This is a genomic window from Exiguobacterium sp. s50 (genome assembly GCF_018618175.1).
Classification (GTDB): Bacteria; Bacillota; Bacilli; order Exiguobacteriales; family Exiguobacteriaceae; genus Exiguobacterium; species Exiguobacterium chiriqhucha.
On the sequence record NZ_JACSLP010000001.1, the window covers coordinates 53,419 to 71,524 of the forward strand.

Annotated in this window: 18 protein-coding genes; 3 read left to right on the forward strand and 15 right to left on the reverse strand. The window is 54.1% G+C overall.

Annotated elements, in window-relative coordinates; all coding sequences use genetic code 11:
- Positions 1-66: 66 nt before the first annotated feature.
- The 7 genes from KNP68_RS00300 to KNP68_RS00330 form a co-directional block, all read right to left on the reverse strand.
- Entirely contained in the window at positions 67-423 is a 357-nt protein-coding gene (locus tag KNP68_RS00300; RefSeq protein ID WP_029595372.1) for a hypothetical protein, read from the reverse strand.
- Positions 424-442: 19 nt separating this feature from the next.
- Positions 443-1,198, reverse strand: a complete 756-nt coding sequence (locus KNP68_RS00305) for a hypothetical protein (RefSeq protein WP_214798381.1) — start codon at positions 1,196-1,198, stop codon at positions 443-445.
- 84 nt (positions 1,199-1,282) lie between these two features.
- Positions 1,283-1,693, reverse strand: a complete 411-nt coding sequence (locus KNP68_RS00310) for a WapI family immunity protein (protein ID WP_029595370.1) — start codon at positions 1,691-1,693, stop codon at positions 1,283-1,285.
- 91 nt (positions 1,694-1,784) lie between these two features.
- Positions 1,785-2,672: an alpha/beta hydrolase gene (locus tag KNP68_RS00315; RefSeq protein ID WP_029595369.1), complete on the reverse strand. Its 888-nt coding sequence runs from the start codon at positions 2,670-2,672 to the stop codon at positions 1,785-1,787.
- A 40-nt stretch (positions 2,673-2,712) separates the two neighbouring features.
- Positions 2,713-3,495 (reverse strand): AAC(3) family N-acetyltransferase, encoded by a 783-nt coding sequence (locus KNP68_RS00320; protein ID WP_035385663.1) that lies wholly within the window; start codon positions 3,493-3,495, stop codon positions 2,713-2,715.
- A gap of 5 nt (positions 3,496-3,500) precedes the next feature.
- Positions 3,501-6,512, reverse strand: a complete 3,012-nt coding sequence (locus KNP68_RS00325) for an AAA family ATPase (RefSeq protein ID WP_131471201.1) — start codon at positions 6,510-6,512, stop codon at positions 3,501-3,503.
- Positions 6,509-7,615 carry an exonuclease SbcCD subunit D gene (locus KNP68_RS00330; RefSeq protein WP_214798384.1) on the reverse strand — a complete coding sequence of 369 codons (1,107 nt, stop codon included), beginning with the start codon at positions 7,613-7,615 and terminating at the stop codon, positions 6,509-6,511. The genes KNP68_RS00325 and KNP68_RS00330 overlap by 4 nt, the downstream gene beginning before the upstream one ends.
- A gap of 105 nt (positions 7,616-7,720) precedes the next feature.
- Between KNP68_RS00330 and KNP68_RS00335 the strand changes: the two genes are divergently transcribed.
- From KNP68_RS00335 to KNP68_RS00345, 3 genes are read left to right on the forward strand one after another with little or no spacing between them, the layout of a single operon-like run.
- A complete protein-coding gene (locus KNP68_RS00335) occupies positions 7,721-9,454 on the forward strand; it encodes an ABC transporter ATP-binding protein (protein WP_131471203.1) in 1,734 nt (577 codons plus the stop codon).
- Positions 9,451-10,323 carry an NAD(P)-dependent oxidoreductase gene (locus tag KNP68_RS00340; protein ID WP_029595365.1) on the forward strand — a complete coding sequence of 291 codons (873 nt, stop codon included), beginning with the start codon at positions 9,451-9,453 and terminating at the stop codon, positions 10,321-10,323. The genes KNP68_RS00335 and KNP68_RS00340 overlap by 4 nt, the downstream gene beginning before the upstream one ends.
- 46 nt (positions 10,324-10,369) lie before the next feature.
- On the forward strand, positions 10,370-10,603 hold the full coding sequence (locus KNP68_RS00345; RefSeq protein WP_021067563.1) for a DUF2188 domain-containing protein: 234 nt from the start codon (positions 10,370-10,372) through the stop codon (positions 10,601-10,603).
- Positions 10,604-10,618: 15 nt separating this feature from the next.
- Here KNP68_RS00345 and KNP68_RS00350 read toward each other — a convergent pair whose 3' ends face one another.
- The 8 genes from KNP68_RS00350 to KNP68_RS00385 form a co-directional block, all read right to left on the reverse strand.
- On the reverse strand, positions 10,619-11,269 hold the full coding sequence (locus KNP68_RS00350) for a DUF975 family protein (protein WP_021067564.1): 651 nt from the start codon (positions 11,267-11,269) through the stop codon (positions 10,619-10,621).
- 59 nt (positions 11,270-11,328) lie between these two features.
- Positions 11,329-11,991, reverse strand: a complete 663-nt coding sequence (locus KNP68_RS00355; protein ID WP_021067565.1) for a copper homeostasis protein CutC — start codon at positions 11,989-11,991, stop codon at positions 11,329-11,331.
- Positions 11,992-12,005: 14 nt separating this feature from the next.
- Entirely contained in the window at positions 12,006-12,776 is a 771-nt protein-coding gene (locus tag KNP68_RS00360) for a DeoR/GlpR family DNA-binding transcription regulator (protein ID WP_058763795.1), read from the reverse strand.
- Between the two features lie 241 nt (positions 12,777-13,017).
- Entirely contained in the window at positions 13,018-13,632 is a 615-nt protein-coding gene (gene plsY / locus KNP68_RS00365; protein WP_021067567.1) for a glycerol-3-phosphate 1-O-acyltransferase PlsY, read from the reverse strand.
- Between the two features lie 11 nt (positions 13,633-13,643).
- On the reverse strand, positions 13,644-14,558 hold the full coding sequence (locus KNP68_RS00370; protein ID WP_214798387.1) for a M15 family metallopeptidase: 915 nt from the start codon (positions 14,556-14,558) through the stop codon (positions 13,644-13,646).
- A gap of 75 nt (positions 14,559-14,633) precedes the next feature.
- Positions 14,634-15,053 (reverse strand): acyl-CoA thioesterase, encoded by a 420-nt coding sequence (locus KNP68_RS00375; protein WP_021067569.1) that lies wholly within the window; start codon positions 15,051-15,053, stop codon positions 14,634-14,636.
- Between the two features lie 30 nt (positions 15,054-15,083).
- The gene (locus tag KNP68_RS00380; protein ID WP_214756579.1) at positions 15,084-17,345 is read right to left on the reverse strand and encodes an AAA family ATPase; all 2,262 of its coding nucleotides are present in this window, start codon (positions 17,343-17,345) and stop codon (positions 15,084-15,086) included.
- Between the two features lie 57 nt (positions 17,346-17,402).
- Positions 17,403-18,086 carry a hypothetical protein gene (locus tag KNP68_RS00385; RefSeq protein ID WP_029595361.1) on the reverse strand — a complete coding sequence of 228 codons (684 nt, stop codon included), beginning with the start codon at positions 18,084-18,086 and terminating at the stop codon, positions 17,403-17,405.
- Positions 18,087-18,106: the final 20 nt, after the last annotated feature.

An 18,106-nucleotide genomic window follows, 5' to 3' on the forward strand; every position in this document is an offset into this window, starting at 1 on the left:
TTTTCATAACTAATCATAACAAAAAAGGAGCGCATGTTGCGCCCCGTAAAATCAATTTTGTATCTGTCACGGGTACAAGTCTTCCTCCTGCAAGTAGCCAATGAATAAATCTTGCAGGTACCCTTCCGTGTCAATATCATCGAGTAGCAATTTCGCTTCAATGTCTGAATCATTCAGTGGCGAACTACCGTCAATCACCCCGAAGACGTGAGAGACCGTATCTACCATCACGACTTCAACGATATGCATCATCAACCGTTGTTGTTCCGGATCCATCTGTTGATACATATGAATCGCTTGACTATACAGGTCGATATCTGATAGTGAAACTTCTTCTTCATACATATCCTTATAGCCTGAAAGGGCATCTTGTACGACGGTCGCGTAAACATCTTTTACAAATTCTTCTGTTTTTACTTCCACCTCATTAGCTCCTTCTGTCTCAAACGTCATTGACCGAGAAGTCAGAAGACCGCAGCCGCTCCGCCTCTCTCATCAAGTCTTCATCAATCACTTTTCTCAATAATACGCCGGGTCCGATATGCGTACGGACCGCTTCACGTCGTGCCACGAAGCGTAGGTCGTCGAAAGCCTCGGTCAGTTGAAAATACGTTCCATCCGCTCCAGTATCAACCGCTACCCAATCATACGCTTCAATCATTTCGATGTTTCCATGCTCTAGTAACGCGTGACTCCAATAGTTCATCCAGCTCACCTCACGCACTTTCAAGAACCAGAAATCATCCCGTTCATACGTCCAGAACATCGTCTCGTTTAAAAGTTGGTCTGTATCGACAAATACGTCCCTATCCAAATCTAGTTCAATCGATGCCCGATAAGGTCTCCACGTCTCACATACAAAGCGAAACAAGTCTGTCCATTTGGCTTGTTCCAACTGAAATTGCTGTTTACTGATTGCAAAGTGAAAGCCTGCACTGCCTGGCAATCCGCCTCGAGGGTAAATATTCATGTAACTCTTCCGTTTCTCTAATCTGCCGATAAAACTATAGGTATCCTCGAATCCTTCAATCCACATTTCTTTAAATGTTTCTTTAGTGAATGATTGCTTGACCGGCTCGAAAAATCCAATTCTTGATAGTTGTACCTCAAACTGGTTCAACAACTGCAAAAAGTTCTCTGCGTAATTTCTTGTCCCAATGTCATCTTCAAAACAGAACCTTAACGAAATCTTCTCCATACCTACCACTCCATTATTCATTAGTTCCAGCAAATTTATAGAATATGTGACTGCTTCCTAATTGTTTACTTATCTCAACGTGAGTCAAGGTAGAAACGGCGGCGGCAAGATATCAGTCATCTCTTGCTCCAACTGTTTATAGAACTGTTCCATCTCCTCTTTCGGGAAGAAGAATGCATCCACCCGCTTCGGTCCACTCCTGGCCCAGAACGTCCATTTATATAAGGCGTCCGCCTTACGTTCAATCCTCAAGACGAAATACGGTTCAATTGGATTGAGTAAATACTTGTCCGAGGTACCTTCTAGCAATCTTCTCATATGAAACAAAAAATCTTGGAACTCGGATTTGAGGAGCAACGAGCCATAAAACTTGAAGATGAATAGCTGTTCTACCTCAATCGTGAACAAGGAGGCGATAAACACGTCTTCCCCTTTTTCTGAATATTTTCTTGGGAACAATTCAATCGTTACGTCCTTATGTTGAATCTTCGCCATATGCCCACTCCAATCGGTTTCACATTACCTATCGACGCCGAGCCGATGACTCTTCTCGCAAAAAGAGTCCAGGTTTCCCTAGACTCTTCGTTTACAATACACGCTCTAAAAACTTAAATACCGTCTGGCGATATTCGGTTTGGAACGAGCGATGCGACTGCACGTGCCCATCATTCTCGGTCACCCACAGTTCGACATCCTCGCCGGCTTTGGCCAATTGCTCGCTCTCGCTTACGGGAATGGCATCGTCACCTTGACTATGGATCAATAACACCGGTGCCTCGATTTGGGCCATATCGTCAATCGGTTTGACCACATCCGCGTCGAGCCCCGTGAACCAAGGCGTCACCGTCATGATGACCGGTGTGAACGGGAAGTTCGGTAAATCGCTCCATACCGGCAGATTCGTCTCGAGATAGCCGCGGAGGTCACTGAACGGGCTATCGGCGATGACGGCGGCGACATCGGTCTCGTCAGCCGTCGCGAGTGCCGTCGCGGCACCCATCGAAACCCCATATAAGACGATGGGCCCGTCCGAGCGCTCTTTCGCGTACGCGATGGCGGCAGCAAGGTCAGATTGCTCCTTTGCCCCGACCGTCACGCGATCCCCTTCTGAAATTCCGGAGCCGCGAAAGTCGAACGTCAAAAACTGATATCCTTGCTCATGGAATTCCGGAATCAATTCTTTGAGCGGCAAATCGGATTGTTCACGGTTCTTCCCGTAGCCATGCGCGAAGACAATCGTCGCACGCGGCGTCGGGTGCGGGATCCACCAGCCGTATAAATCCTGTTGATCCTCTGATTCGATCGTGATGTTCTCATACTTGACGCCTAGCGTCTTCGGGGTGAACGTCAACGTCTCCCGTTCAGGTGACGTCAATTGATCCCCGATGTGGGCCGAGATGCCCACGACGGCAAGAAACGCGACGAGAACCAACACCCCGACGGCGATTCCCATATATTTGACCCAGCGATTCATCGCAGTGCCCCTCTCCTAAGTATAGTTCGCATCAGCCGTCTCACCGGAGCCAGCTCCGTAAGGCGACGAGCGCATGTTGTACCGGCTCCCACGTCTCAGACGGGATGACGTAACATGTCGCTTCGTGAATCGTGAACGTCTTGACGTCCGCACGTTTGACGATATTCTCGCCAATGGCACCGAACGGGGCACTGTTGACGTCGGTATGCTCGAACGTCTTCCATACCCGTTGACCGTTCTCCACTAACGCACATTCGAACGGCTTCACCGGACCCTCAATCCCGTATTCGGCATAATGCCATAACGTTGTCGCATCGAGCGGCGAACCGAGATGTAATATTTTCGCATCGCGGTCAATCATCCGTTCAATCGGCGATCCTGGCCCGAAGCCGACGTCGAGCGTATGTCCGGCCACGATGTGTTCGGCGTCCCGTCCCCACGCGGCGACCGACCACATCGGGTGATCGCTCCGGAACACTTCCGGATACGAGCGGAACAGCTCTGGGACACGACCCATCCCTCGGGTCGTTGTTTTCGCCGGGTCATACGCTGGCATCTCATCACGGATGGTCTGCCACCATTCGACCGGGACCGGTGGGGCTTCCCATTCAGCGGGGTTTGAATTATCCCCGCTCTGGGTCGCCATCATGATGAGCCCGTCTGGTCCGACCGCTTCTTGGAGCGCCTCGATGACCGTCTGGGGCCCGCCGCACACCCAGCCAAGTTTTGATAGCGACGTGTGGACGAATAGTGCGTCCCCTCGTCGAATGCCCGCCTCTTGCAGATGGGCCACTAACGTTGTTTTCGTTTCCATATGTTTCATCGGTCTCACTCCACGATGAGCTGGATCGTTGACCCGCTCCTTGATTTCTTGACTTCAATCCGGGCATCGACCCGGTCTTTCAATTCCTGGACGTGGCTGATGACCCCGACGAGCCGGCCGCTCGATTGCAGCGACATGAGCAATTCAATCGCTTGATCGAGCGATTCGGCGTCGAGCGTCCCGAAGCCTTCATCGATCAGCATCGTCTCGAGACTGACCCCGCCACTCAACTGTTGGACGACCTCGGCCAATCCGAGGGCGAGCGAGAGCGATGCCTTGAACCCTTCGCCGCCCGATAAGTTTTGGACCCGGCGTGACTGGCCGGTATAGGCGTCAAAGACTAATAATTCGAGACCGGACTTGGCATTTCCTTTCGCCGTCTCAATTTTTCGCTCTAATTGGAACTGTCCGCTCGTCATTTGATCGAGGTGGACGTTGGCCGCATGGAGAATTTGATCGAAGAACGCCGTCTGCACGTACGTCTCGAACGTCAATTTTTGCGGATTCAGGCCACGTCCGGTGTCGGCGATCAATTTGACCGTCTCCAGATTCCGTTGATCCTCATCCGTCTTCTCCCGTAACGCGTTCCATTCGGCGACGATGTGACGATGGCGTTTCAATTGCCCGTCCGCCGTCACGAGTTGTTCGGACAGCGTTTCGAACGAACGGCCCTCTTCGTGCAACTTCTCCTGGAGCCGTTCAAGGTCTGGTCGCGGGCGGTCCCCGATTTTCTCGTTCAGCGCCTTGACGGCGTGTTCGAGCCGGACACCTTCCTCAAGCTCAGTCGCTTGGCGCTCGCGTAGTTCGGGCAGCTGCTCGACGCGCAAGCGATACTCCTTGAACACAGCTTCAGTCAACTCAAGCTTCTCGAGAGCGGCCTCCAGTTCAGCCGTCGCGTCGGAAAGACGAGCATGTTCGAATTCGAGTTGTTCGCCAAGGAGACGGAGTCGCTCCGCTTCCCCCCACTTCAATCGATTCAATTCTTCAAGCCGACGTTCATACGTCTCCACGTTTCGTTCGATGTGAGCGAGTCGCGTCGCGAGCTGATTCCGCTCGGTCTGCAACATCTCTAACGTCGTCCCATCCGGTTGACGCATCGACTGAAGCTTCTCTTGGACGGTTTGGAGCTGTTCGAACAACTTCTGTCGTTCTTCAGCCTGCACACGCTTCGCCGTCTCGAGTTGCTTCAATTCGGTTGTGGTCGCCCGCAGGAGACGCTCCATCCGTTGTCGTTCTTCGGCTTCTTGACGCAACTGACGGACGCGGGCGTCTTGGTGTTGCATCGCAGTGTCAGCCGCACCATCGAGCTTCAACTCAAGTCGAGCGAGATCGCGTTCACGGATCAGTTCATCGAATTGGCGTTTGAGCGCCCGATAATCCGCCCGAGCTTCATGGAGGTCGGCCTCAATCCGTTTCAGTGTCTCGATGGCTGAGCGATGACCGGCTTGGTCGATGGACGTCCCCGTTCGCTCGACGTGTCCGTGGGTCAATGAACCGCAGACCGGACAAGGTTCCCCCGCTTCGAGATGCTCGCGTAGCGTGTCGGCCATGAGCGCATGCTCGGCCTCGACGAATTGGTCGACCTGTTTCGTCTGGACGGTGAATTGTCGTTGGACTTCTTTCCCGTTGCGTTCACAGGCACCGAGTCGTTCCGTGACCTCTGCCACTTTCGACTCGAGTCGAACTTGATGTTGGAGCTGACTATACAGTCGTTCGGCCTCGACGAGTTGGTCTGGGGCAGGTGCGTGTTCCAGCTTAGCCACAAGTTCGCCTTCGATCGCTTGGAGCTCCTGGAGACGTGCTTCTTCTGAGAATAGACTGAGCGGCTCCAACTGGCGTTTCAAGTCATCCCGACGTCTAGTGGCCCGGTGCCATTCATCGACATAGGGCAACATCTCGTCAATCGCATTGACGCGACTTGTGGCTTGTTCTTCCTCCTGGCGCATGGTCGTGATGGCTTCTGCTTCTGCCTTCAATTCCTCCAACTGTCTCGTGTAGCCTTCGTCTCGTTGACGGGATACATCGCGTTCACGGGTCAACCGTTCGATATCGTGACGCACCGTTTCGGTACGTTGATAGAGCGGGCTGACGCTCGCCACTTGTTCAAGTCGCAAGATGAGCTCCTTACGTTCTTCGCGTGCTTGTGCCGCTTGGCGGAAAGCTTGGAGTGCGGTTGCGCGAACGTCCCGCTCATCCATCAACTCGGCGAGCACGGTCGCCTGATTCACTTCTCGGCGCAGCGCCTCGAGCCGTTCCTCACCAGTCCGGCGCTGAGTCTGTAACGTGTCCCGCGCCGCCAAGAGTCGCTCCTCCCGGGCGTCGAGCCACGTCACAATTTCAGGCAAGTTGCGGGTCGACATGTCCTCGACGGCCTCGTCTTCGAGTTCCAACAGTTTTAAACGCGTCGTCTCGACCGCCCATTCGACTCGTTTGCGGTACTTGCCGTAACGTTCGATCCAATCCTCCTGAAAGGCGCGGTACGCCTCCGTCTTGAAGATTGATTGCAGAATCTGTTGCTTCTTCGTCGAATCGGAATCGAGGAGCTGACGGAACTGGTTCTGCGGCAACAGCAAGATTTGACTGAACTGCTCATAGCTCAGCTGCAACAACGATTCAATCGTCTGCTCGACGTCGTTCACTTTCGTCGCCAACGGTTTCCATGTTTCTTTCCATTCATAGAGCACCGCCTCGTGCGGAATCGGCGTCTTGTTTTTCGGATGCGGTTGTTGCGGCTGACGGACGATACGATACCGTTCATCACGAATCGTGAACGTGAAGTCGATTTCAGTCTTCCGTTCCGGGTCCGCATATTGGCTTCGGAAATCGCTGGCGTTCCGGAGTGCCCCGCTGGCCCGGCCATAGAGTGCGAACGTCATCGCGTCAAAAATGGTCGTCTTTCCGGCACCGGTCCGGCCGCTGATGACGAACATCGAACGTCCTTCAAGCTGCGTAAAATCGATTTGTTCCGTCTCGGCGTAAGGACCAAAGGCGGTGATGGTTAATTGTTCCGGTCTCAAATCGATTCCTCCCCTTCTAAGAAGCGTTGCACCGTCGCATCGGCATCGCGGCCGTGGACGGCTTTAAAGAAGTCCATATATACATCCTCGACCGATTGCCGCTCGAGCTTCTCACGTTCGAAGCGGGACGTCTGGTCTTGGCGACGCAACAACTCGAGTTCGAGGTGTAAGATGTTCGGATAGACGGTCCGTAATTTCGCCATCGGGTCGAATAACGCACGTTCATCGGTCAAGACGATTTTCAAATAGTCGTCGACGGCCTCATCTTGATAAAACGACGGGTCGAGTAGCTCGTTCAGCGTCCCGGTCAAAATGCGCAAATCTCGTCGCGCTTTTAGCGGGCGCCGACGGCGTGTCCATGTCCCGTCCCATTCGATGACGTCGACCGATTTCACATGGGACGCCTCGGAGAACGAATATTTCATGAGCGAGCCGCTGTACGCAACCCGGTCGTCGCGGATGGCGTCACGGTTATGCAAGTGTCCGAGTGCCGTATAGCCGAACGGCGCGTATAGTCCTTTGGCGACTTGCCCTGCCGTCCCGACGGACAGCTGCCGTTCGGAATCGGTCTCGAGTCCACCGGCGACGAAACTGTGGCCGACGGCGACCGCACGTGCCTCAATCGCCCCGTATGAGTCGATGACTGCGGCGAGTGCGTCATGATGGGTCCGAATCGACTCGTCGCCGAACGCATAACGGATGCGCGCCGGCTCAAGGAACGGCATCAAATAAAATGGGATGTCGTTCACGACAATCGGCCCTGTGCCCGGGTCAACCTTCCCGACGATATGGAGACCGACTTTCGTCAATAGTTTGGAGCTGTATTGGATCCGCTCGGCCGAATCATGATTGCCGGCGATGGCGAGCACGGGGATGCCCCGCTCGAGGACGAGCGCGCGCCAAATCTCATCGAGCAGATCGACGGCCTCAACGGGCGGCACGGCCCGATCATATAAATCACCGGCGACGACGATGGCGTCAGGCTTCTCCTCGTCGACGATGTGTAAGAAAGACTCAAATAAAATGATTTGTTGTTCTTCTGTCATATGGCGGCCGTGGACGATTTTACCTAAATGCCAATCGGCCGTATGTATCCATTTCATGCGACTTCACCTCTGATTCCATTCTAGCATTATTCCGGTGTACGATTCGACGTCTTGACACTTGTTTTCGAAACAGCGAAAGTTAATAGGAAAGGGGGACGTATCATGGAGTCCACATCTACATGGCAAGCCTTTCTGCGCTTGTTCCGTGTCGCTCAACCACCGAAAGGTCTGTTTATCGGTGCCGTATTGATTTCATTGCTTCAAGCGATGGCTTCACTCGCCATTCCGCTCATCTTGCAACGCGTCGTCGACAATTGGAGCGAGGCCGCGCTCGACGCCCGCCTCGTCGCCATCTTCGTGACGGCGTTTCTCATCCAAGTCGTCTCGAGTGCGATTTCGATTTATTGGCTACATATCGTCGGACAACGGGTCGTCGCCAATTTGCGGACGACGTTATGGGAGCATCTCGTCGCCCTCCCAATCCCGTTCTATGACGGCGTCAAATCAGGGGATCTCGTCTCACGGTTAAATAACGACACGACGACGTTGCAGCAGCTCTTGTCCGAACAGAGCGTCCGTCTCTTGACGTCGTTCGTCTCGGTCATCGGCGCCGTCGGTATCTTGTTCACGCTCGATTGGCAGATGACGCTCGTCATCTTGTTCTCCGTGCCGACGACACTTCTTATCGTCATCCCGCTCGGGCGTAAACTTCGGAAAATCGCCAAGGCGACGCAACATGAGCTCGGTGACTTGTCCGGGTTTTTCGCTGAACTGCTCGGAGAGATCCGGCTCGTCAAATCACAGGCGACCGAATCCGTCGAGGTCGCAGAAGGAAAACGACGCATTGAGCGTCTCTTCGGCCTCGGTGTGCGCGAGGGACGGATTCAAGCGATTTTGATTCCGCTCCTGAACGTCACGTTGACGGCGATGCTGATCGCCATTCTCGGCTTCGGGGCTTATCGCGTCTCGACCGGTGCCTTATCGACCGGTTCGTTGCTCGCGTTCATGCTGTACTTGTTCCAAATCATCACGCCGCTCATCACGATGACGGAGTTTATCACTCGGCTCCAAAAAGCACGCGGGGCCACCGAACGAATCTCGGAACTGCTCGCCATCGAGCCGGAACCGTACACGGATGAGCCGTCGACGATTCGACAGTCGTCGCTCTCGTTCGAGGGCCTGACGTTCCGCTATGGCGAGCAACCTGTCATTGACGACGTGTCCCTCACTGTCCCGTTCGGTGCCACGACAGCCATCGTCGGACGCAGCGGTGCCGGCAAGACGACACTGTTCGCCCTCGTCGAGCAGTTCTACCTTCCGTCGAGCGGACACATCCATTACGGGGACCGGGACATCTCAACCTACGGCCGCAACGAATGGCGGCAAGTCATCGGCTACGTCGCCCAAGATTCGCCCGTCTTATCCGGGACGGTGCGGCAAAATATCTTATACGGCTTGACCCGGACCGCGACCGAGGATGAGATTCGTCACGCCTGTGATATGGCCAACGCCTGGTCGTTCATCGAGGCGATGCCGGACGGGCTCGATACGGAAATCGGCGAGCGCGGCGTCCGGCTATCTGGTGGACAGCGCCAACGGCTCGCCATCGCTCGGGCGCTGTTACGTGACCCGCAAATCTTATTGCTCGACGAGGCGACATCAAGCCTTGACTCGGAATCCGAGCGTGTCGTCCAAGAAGCACTCGACCGTCTCATGACAGGACGGACGACACTCGTCATCGCCCATCGGCTCTCGACCGTCCAACATGCCGATCAAATCGTCGTGCTCGAGGACGGTGGCATCAGCGGGCTTGGGACACATCAAGATTTGCTTCGGGAAAACGTGCTCTATGAACGACTCGTGAAACAACAACTTTTAGGAGGCAATCAACTATGAAGACAGTCGGATTTATCGGACTCGGTGTGATGGGTCAATCGATGGTCAGAAACTTAATGAAGGCGGGATTCGAAGTCCAAGCGTATACGCGGACGAAAGAGAAAGCGGCTGATTTATTGGCGGAAGGTGTCCGTTGGTGTGATTCGGTCGAAGCCGTCTGTCAAAACGCCGATGCCGTCATCACCATCGTCGGCTATCCGTCTGACGTCGAGAGTCTTTATTTCGGGGACGGTATGATTTTGCAATCGGCTGAGCCAGGAACGCTCGTCATTGATATGACGACGTCTTCGCCACTCCTGGCCGAACGGATCGCTGATGCCGCAATCGATCGCAGCTTGCTCCCGCTCGACGCACCGGTCACGGGCGGTGACGTCGGTGCCAAGAACGGCACGTTGTCGATTCTCGTCGGCGGCGGCGAATACGCCTTCACGAAGGCGCGACCGCTGTTCGAGGCGATGGGCCAATCGATTGAACGGATGGGGTATGCCGGAAGCGGCCAATATGGGAAACTCGCCAATCAAATCGCAATCGCCGGCATCATGATGGGCAACGCCGAAATGCTCGCCTTCACGAAACGGGCCGGGCTCAATCCCGATCAATTGCGCCAGACGATTCGGGGCGGTGCCGCGGGCAGCTGGACGCTCGAGAACCTTGTTCCCCGGATGATTGTCGAGGACTATGCTCCTGGTTTCTTCATCAAGCATTTCCTGAAGGACATGAAACTCGCCCTCGAGAGCGCCGAACAGTTGAACATCAAACTACCGAGCCTCGAGTTGGCGTATAAACTGTACTCCATCCTCGAAGAGAACGGCTACGGCGAGAACGGGACGCAGGCGCTCATCGAATACTACATGCATCAGGACGTTTGAATCGTCCCGCTCGTGGAATTAGTAGTACAGAAGGGAGCGATTACAGATGCCATGGAATATGAAAGACTATCCGGAATCACTGAAGAACTTCGACCCGCTCGTCAAAAAGAAAGCCATCGATATCGCCAACGCCTTGCTCGCCCAAGGTTACTCCGATCAAAAGGCGATTCCAATCGCCACGGAACAAGCGAAGAAATGGCATGAACATGCCTCAAAAGAAGAGAAATCTGAGTTTCGTGACGCTCCTGACCCACAAAAGTCGGATCGGCACGGAACATAAAAACAACCGGTCGGCTCATGAGCCGACCGGTTGTTCGTTTGCGTCTGTCGCTGCCTTGATTTCAACATATAACCCGGCGAGCGCCGTGTTGATATAAGGCTGTACGAAGATATAGGCCAATCCGCCCGTGAACAAGACGAGGACATACCAGCCGATGAAACTCGCATACAAGCGCAGCATCGTCCGTTTATGGCCGCGCATGAGACGCCGACTTTCTCGCATCGCCTGAAACGCAGACAGTTCCGGTTGGTCTCGTAGCACGAACGGGACAATCCGATACGTCAAATAGAACCAGACGCCCGGGACGATCAAGAACAACATGAGCACGTTCAACCCGAGATAAAAGACGGCATAATACGTGACCGCCCGGACGTAATCTTTGAGCGAACCAAATGCATCGAACAAGAGCCCGAATGAAGGTTTCTCGGCTTTGGCGATATCGAGGAACACCCAGTTGCGGCCAAGTTCGAGCGGGGCGAGCAAGACGGTCGCACCGTACAGCAGACCGATTGACACGAACAGGATGCTCGGGTCGGTCGATTCCAAATCGAGCTGCGTCGTGATGACCGCCTGAACGAGCATCGTCGCCACGACCGCAAGCAGCGAGATGCCCCAGTTGCCGGACAACATCCGAAGGGCAAATTGTTTATAGACTGATGATTGCATGACTTCACCTACAGTATCGTTTTCTTCATTATAGCAAAAAAACAGTCAGCCGACTGTTTTTAGCGTGCCATCTGTTGTTTGATTGCCTTGAACTTGTGCTCATCCAAGCGGCCCTCGGTCCGTACCCCGCTTCCGACATGGACGAAATCAACGCCTAGCCGGTCGATCAGTTGCGCCACATTGTCGGCCGTGATGCCGGCACCCGGGAGGATGTTCATCTCCGCCACCTCATGCATCGCACTTAATCGGTCTATGCCTTCAAGTGCCGTCGCTTGTCCTCCGGACGTCAAGACGTGGTCAACTTCTGGGAAGTCGTTTAGCACCGTGATCGCGTCCATCAAGTCGACCGCGTCATCGATGGCCCGATGGAACGTGAGCACCATCTCGCCTTTATGTTTAATCACTTCTCCGAGCAGCGCCTCATCGATACGCCCTTCGCTCGTCAAGGCTCCGAAGACGATGCCATCGGCCCCGAGTTCACGGCAAAGACCGATATCCGCCAAAATCGTCTCTGCATCTTCCTCGTTATAGACGAACGAGTCCGCATGGGGCCGAATCATGACGTGGACAGGAATGGTAGCCTGTTCGAGCACGTTACGAATCGTCCCGAAACTCGGTGTCGTCCCGCCGGCCGGCAAATCGGCAATCAATTCGAGCCGATCCGCCCCGAACCGCTCCGCCGTTTTGGCTTCGGTCAATGTCGTCACAATCACTTCAATCATGAAATCCCTCCTCCTTATGGTGCGAAGCGCCACTCGACCTCATGCTCCGCCAAGGCGCGCTTCCAATCCGTCGGTTCCGGAAAATCAGAGATGATGGTCGTCACCTTTGAAAAGTCGGAGACCCGATAGCGTTTTTGTTGATTGAACTGGGTATGGTCGGCGAGCAAATAACATTGACGCGATTGATCGAGGACCGCCTGCGTCACGGTCGAGAGACCATGGGCATCACACGTCAATCCGAGTGAGGCATCGACGCCCTCGACGGACAGGAAGGCCATATCGAACACATACGCCTTCAGTTGCTGCAGGACGTGCTCGCCGACGGTGACGAGATGTTTGGGATCAATCGTCCCACCGAGCAATTGGATATCGCCAGTAAACACGCCCTTGGCGCGTTGCTCAAAGAGCGCCTTGGCGACCATGAGCGACGGAGTGACGACGGTCAAATTTCGTCCGCGAAGTCTGGCCGCGACTTGTTCTGGGGCGACGCCGTGTCCGATATACAGCAACATGTCATCCTCGACGAGCTGAAACGCCGTATAGGCGATGCGACGAATCCCGTCCATGTTCGAGATCATCATCGGTTGGAACGAGACGCTCTGATGGAGCACCGCCCCGCCATACACCCGCTTGATGCGATGCTCTTTCTCAAGCTCTTCTAAGTAGCGGCGAATCGACTCCCCCGAGACGTTCAACCGTTCGATCAACTCGCTCGTCTTCACTTTTCCTTCCCGCTCAATCCATTCAACAATCTTTTGTTTACGTTCTTCTCCAATTAAAGACACTTCCCTGCCTCCTCCGCAAATATCGCTTCCTTTTTCAGTGTAGCGAACGGATGTAAATTTAACGTAAACAGAAAGTAAAGAACGGGCAAATCCAACACTTTTTTCGAACTTTTCGGCAAAAATCAACGGAAATCCACAAAAAGACAGCCTCATCATGAGGGTTGAGGTTTCAACTTCTCGTTTTTTACATGAAAAAAATGACCATCCTTCTCTGTATATCGAGCAGGATGGTCATCGATCGTTACTTTCGCTTTTGGAACAGCGGCACTTTCGGTTCCGTGCCGGCACGGATTCGTTGCCAGTTCGAGCGGTGCTTGATAATGATGAACAAGGCGAGCGGGACGATGACGATGAGCGGCAACCAGTCTTTGGCGATGATGCCATAGGCGACGACGGTCACGAGTCCGACGACAGAGGCGGCCATCGACGAGAGCGACACCATCTTTGAAATAAGCAACGTCACGATGAACGTGCCGACGACGACGACGAAAAACCATGGGAACGCAGCAAGCAGGATCCCCGCGCTCGTCGCCACCGATTTTCCGCCCTTGAATTTGGCGAAGATGGGATAAGAGTGGCCGATGATGGCCGGAATCCCGGCGAGGAGCAGACTCATTTCGCTCCCGAATAGGAGCGGCAATAAAGCCGCGACCAAGCCTTTCCCCATATCCCCTAGTAGGACGATCGTACCCGCTTTCTTCCCAAGCACGCGAAACGTGTTCGTCGTGCCCAAGTTCCCGCTCCCGTGCTCGCGGACATCGACTTTATAGCCGAGCTTACCGACGAGGAGGGCGAACGGGATTGAACCAAGTAGATAGCTGATGATGATAATGATGATTTCTGTCAAATAAGGCATCGCGATTCCCCTTAATTCATGGATTGCTCGAGATAGCGTTCAAACGGGACGTTCGTCTTATGAACGTTCGTCGCATGCTCCACCCCGATGTAGCGTAAGTGCCAAGGTTCAAACATATAACCCGTCTCCGCCTCATAGGCGCGTTGATAGCGGACGATGAACCCATACGTATGGGCATTGTCGGCCAACCACTTGCCTTCTTTCGTCTGTTCAAGGCTCTGTGTCAATTGATACCCGACCGAGGCGCTCGAGACGTCGATGGCGAGTCCCGTCTGATGTTCTGAATGACCCGGCGGTGCCGAATACTTCATCGCTTGTTCTTTTCCGTCTTTGGCGACATAGGCGTTGAACAATTGCACTTGATAGTCGTATGAACGGAACGCGCTCGTCCCTTTTAAATCGATTCCGGCCGCTTTCGCACCGGCCATTAATTTTTCGATTGCCTGTGCCGCTTCCTTACGGAGCATTCTCCGCTCCCCGGACGCCGTGTCGACAAAATCGATATTCGCCGTCACGAGGTCGGTCGGTTTGTAACCGGCCGGCAAGGCGATTTGTTTATTGACGAGGATGAGCGTATCGAGTTTCACGTTCGCCGTCCCGTTTTGTTCGAGTGGCTGGCTCGGCGTCTGGGCCGGTTCTTCTACAGGCGGTGCTTCCACAACAGGTGCTTCTTCGGCCTCAGGTTCGTCTGCTGCCGGTTCTTCCGCAGGCTCGTCTTCTGCCGGGGGCTCGGCTTCAGGCGCCGGAGCTTCTTCAACCACTTCGTCTTCTGTATCCTTCGGCGTATCGGCCGGAGTTTCTGTTTGTTGTTCGGTGTCGGCCGGTTTGTTCTCGGCTTCTTCCGTTTTGCTTTGGTCGCTTGTGGTACAGCCCACCAATGTGAGCGTCAAGGCGCAGCATACCATCAACAGAGATGGTTTTCGCATGCGATCTTCCCCTTTCTTTGTACAAAAAATACCGTCAAGATATGATACCATACTGACGGTACAAAAGAACCACTGTTATGTGACGGGACTCATGACACGCATATACATGTCATGCCATTCTGGAAACTCGCGGTCGAGACGGACCGGCTTGAAGTCGCCCTGTTTGACGACGACGTGGGTCGTCTTCGCCGAACCGACGAGATGTCCGTCTTGATCGGTCAACTCATAGCCATAGACGGTCCGGATTTTGGAATAGCTGTCGACCCATACCCGGACGTGGACCGTATCGCCGAACGTGACGCTCTTCTTATAGTCGACCGAGACGTTCGTCACCGGAGAGACGAAGCCCGCCTGTTCCATGTCTTTATATTCGACCCCGAGCTCGCGCAATAATTCAGTACGAGCGATTTCGAGATACACTAAATAGTTCGCATGATAGACGATGCCCATCATGTCGGTCTCTTGGTAGCGGACCGGAATCTGAATCGTATGCATTAAATCGTCCTCGCTTTCAAGGTCATTATATTATAACTTGGTCTTAATATCTACTACTAAAATCTGATTCAAGTCGTCAGTTTCAGCCTGTCCTTCAATCAAACGGTATGACTGTCTCGCGATGGCTTCATCAATCAACGACAGCGCCGTCCGCGCGTTCGGCCGGTCGATACCAGTCAGTCGCTCTTTAAGCGCTTGCTCCACCGTCTCGTCATACGTATAGCCAAATTTCCCGGCATATGTCTTGGCAATCTCGACGAGTTGGTCGGTCGAGTAATCCTCGAACTGGATGGTGCGCTTAATCCGACTACTCAGTCCAGGATTCGACTCGATCAATCGCCGCATCGGCGCTTCGTATCCCGCCATGACGACGACGAGGTTGTCCCCGTGCTTCGGCATCTCGTCGACGAGCGTATCGATTGCTTCACGACCGTAATCGTTCGGTCCGCCGTTCAAACTATAAGCCTCGTCAATCAACAACACACCGCCGAGTGCATCGCGGATGGCAGCCTTCGTCTTCTGTGCCGTCTGACCGACATAACCGCTGACGAGATCGGCTCGGCTGACGACTTTTAAGTGTCCGCGTTTCAAGTAACCGGTCTTCTTCAACAGTTGGGCATAAAGGTGAGCGAACGTCGTCTTCCCTGTTCCGCTGTTGCCGACGAGTGCGGCATGAAGTTGGACCGGAGCCGTCTTCAATCCAAGTTCGCGGCGCCGTTTTTGAATCGTGACGAGCGCCTCGATTTCACGCAGTTGCCGTTTCGCCTCTTCCATCCCGACCAAGTCGTCGAGCGTCGGGGCTGACGTGTCCTCGGTCGCATCCATCTCGAAATCGAGCTCCGTCAACAAGGCCATCTCGTCGAGCGGAGCATCGGCACCGAAGCGGGACCCTTTTTTGAACATGGCGTCGAGCAAAATGTTATGCACCGTGCGCGCGTTCCCGAACGTGGCGTCGACCCGTTCCCGGTCAATCCGCGCAATCAAGGCGCGCTTCGCCTCGACCGTCAGGACGTAATTGTTCTCCGCGGCCACTTTCTCGCCGATGGCGACGAGTTCGTCATCACTGTAGTTCGGCAACTCGTAATGGTTTGATTCCGGGAAACGCGAACGTAGTCCCGGATTGGCCAATAGAAAGTGACGCATCTCTTCCGGATAACCGGCGAGGATGACAACGAATTTTCCAGCGTACTCACCACTCGTCATCGCGGCGACGAGCGTATCGATGGCTGCCTGTCCATAGTCACTCCCGCTCGCATCCTGACGTTTGAGCGCATACGCCTCGTCGATGAACAGGACTCCGCCCTCGGCTTCTTTCACTTTGTTCATGACTTGCTCTTCCGTCTGTCCGACGAACGCGCCGACGAGACTCGACCGATCCGCCTCGACGACGTCGGGACGAGCGAGTAGACCGAGCTCAAAATATATATCGGCCATGAGACGCGCGAGCGTCGTCTTACCGGTGCCTGGGTTTCCCGTGAACACGAGATGGAGCGAAGGTTGGTGTTTGGACGAGAAGCCTGCCTTCTCCCGTTCTTTTTGGAACAAGAGGAAGCGGTACCACGCTTTGACACGTTGCTTCACGTCCGTGAGCCCGATCATCGCCTCGAGTGATTCAATCGCGCTCGACCGAACTTGTTCCGTCTGTTCCGGCAAATGTTCGACGATCATGGCGAGTCGCTGTTTGACGAGCCCGACCCGCTCACCGAAACGGTGGAACGCCTCACGGCTGAAGTAATTGCCTTGCATCGATGCCAAGAGCGAGGCCGTGTCATCTTCGAGTGCGGCCACTTCTTGCATCGCCTCGATGACGACAAGGAATAACCGCTCGAGCTGTCCTTTGAATTCCGAGTCCCGAAGGTCGGATTTGGCACGGTCAATCTCGTCGTGAAGCTGTTCAAGTTGCTCGAGCAGTTCCGACGTCTTCGCTTCGTATTCGGTTAAAATTTGGACTTTCATCGACGCGTAATCCGCCTCACGTAATTTCGGCCATTCGACGTGCAAATGTTGTTTATGACGTCGCAACACTTCGTATAATTGACTGACGCGGAGAGCTGGCGGTAATGCGTTGAGCGACTCCAATTCCTTGACCCAACGATGTAATAACGGGTCGATGGTCTGGCGCGCTTCGAACCGTTTCGTTGCGAGGAGCGTCAAGGTGCGAATCAACTCTTGACGGTGGCCGGTCGCGCGCGACCAATGGGCGTAAGACAATAGCGCCGCTTCCTCGATGCGTCCACCCGCTTCCCACGCTGTCAAGTCCGATTGCACTTGATCCAAGGTGATCTGTTTCATAGTATTCTCCTTTTTAGACGACAAAGGAGCCGACGTTTTAGTCTGCTCCTCGCCGGATTATCGTGATTCAAAAGAAGTCATCCGAATCGAATGGAACAACTTCCCGTTGTTTCGTGATTCGGCAGCGAGCAAGATTCGCTCGTTCGCGTCGACGTAATACGTGACCGCTTCTTCATTGTCGTCTTCACTGAATATCGATGGGTACTTTTCGACCCATTCTGCCGGGACAGCTTCAGGTGACTCTTTCTTGACGAACGCTTGCGCGGTCCGTCCGATGATATCGACATCACCTTCGCTCGAACCGAGCGTCCCATCGTCGAGCCATTTACGAATCTGTTCATTCGTCGCGCGCGACAAGAATGGGTGCGGAGCCACGGCACCGGAGCTCGTCTCTTGACTGTTTGTCTCCTCGCCGTCCGGGTTGAACTCACGATAAACGGTTCCGTCCCACTCGGCCCGGGCACCAACGTTAGGGCCCTCCACGACCTCGGACACGAAGTGACCGTCCTCATCGTATGTCACTTCATATTCACGAACTTCCAACGTCTCGCCGTTTTCAGGCAATTTTTTCTCTTCATAGCCGATTACGACGGATGTATAAAACGGTTCGGCCCGGTTGACACGGCCCTCGTCGTCATTCAAGTTCATGATCGAGTAAAAGTTATAGGCAAGCAGGGCGCCGACAATGAGGATTCCCGCAAAAATCACCCAACTCAATCGCTTTTTAACATGTTGTTTCATAGAATGCCCTCCCAATCTTC

What these genes read in the sequence shown, in the direction of transcription:
- KNP68_RS00305 (WP_214798381.1), bottom strand. Translation starts at nt 1,198, where the DNA reads ATGGAGAAGATTTCGTTAAGGTTCTGTTTTGAAGATGACATTGGGACA.
- KNP68_RS00310 (WP_029595370.1), bottom strand. Translation starts at nt 1,693, where the DNA reads ATGGCGAAGATTCAACATAAGGACGTAACGATTGAATTGTTCCCAAGA.
- KNP68_RS00315 (WP_029595369.1), bottom strand. Translation starts at nt 2,672, where the DNA reads ATGAATCGCTGGGTCAAATATATGGGAATCGCCGTCGGGGTGTTGGTT.
- KNP68_RS00320 (WP_035385663.1), bottom strand. Translation starts at nt 3,495, where the DNA reads ATGAAACATATGGAAACGAAAACAACGTTAGTGGCCCATCTGCAAGAG.
- KNP68_RS00330 (WP_214798384.1), bottom strand. Translation starts at nt 7,615, where the DNA reads ATGAAATGGATACATACGGCCGATTGGCATTTAGGTAAAATCGTCCAC.
- KNP68_RS00335 (WP_131471203.1), top strand. Translation starts at nt 7,721, where the DNA reads ATGGAGTCCACATCTACATGGCAAGCCTTTCTGCGCTTGTTCCGTGTC.
- KNP68_RS00340 (WP_029595365.1), top strand. Translation starts at nt 9,451, where the DNA reads ATGAAGACAGTCGGATTTATCGGACTCGGTGTGATGGGTCAATCGATG.
- KNP68_RS00345 (WP_021067563.1), top strand. Translation starts at nt 10,370, where the DNA reads ATGCCATGGAATATGAAAGACTATCCGGAATCACTGAAGAACTTCGAC.
- KNP68_RS00350 (WP_021067564.1), bottom strand. Translation starts at nt 11,269, where the DNA reads ATGCAATCATCAGTCTATAAACAATTTGCCCTTCGGATGTTGTCCGGC.
- KNP68_RS00355 (WP_021067565.1), bottom strand. Translation starts at nt 11,991, where the DNA reads ATGATTGAAGTGATTGTGACGACATTGACCGAAGCCAAAACGGCGGAG.
- plsY (WP_021067567.1), bottom strand. Translation starts at nt 13,632, where the DNA reads ATGCCTTATTTGACAGAAATCATCATTATCATCATCAGCTATCTACTT.
- KNP68_RS00370 (WP_214798387.1), bottom strand. Translation starts at nt 14,558, where the DNA reads ATGCGAAAACCATCTCTGTTGATGGTATGCTGCGCCTTGACGCTCACA.
- KNP68_RS00375 (WP_021067569.1), bottom strand. Translation starts at nt 15,053, where the DNA reads ATGCATACGATTCAGATTCCGGTCCGCTACCAAGAGACCGACATGATG.
- KNP68_RS00380 (WP_214756579.1), bottom strand. Translation starts at nt 17,345, where the DNA reads ATGAAACAGATCACCTTGGATCAAGTGCAATCGGACTTGACAGCGTGG.
- KNP68_RS00385 (WP_029595361.1), bottom strand. Translation starts at nt 18,086, where the DNA reads ATGAAACAACATGTTAAAAAGCGATTGAGTTGGGTGATTTTTGCGGGA.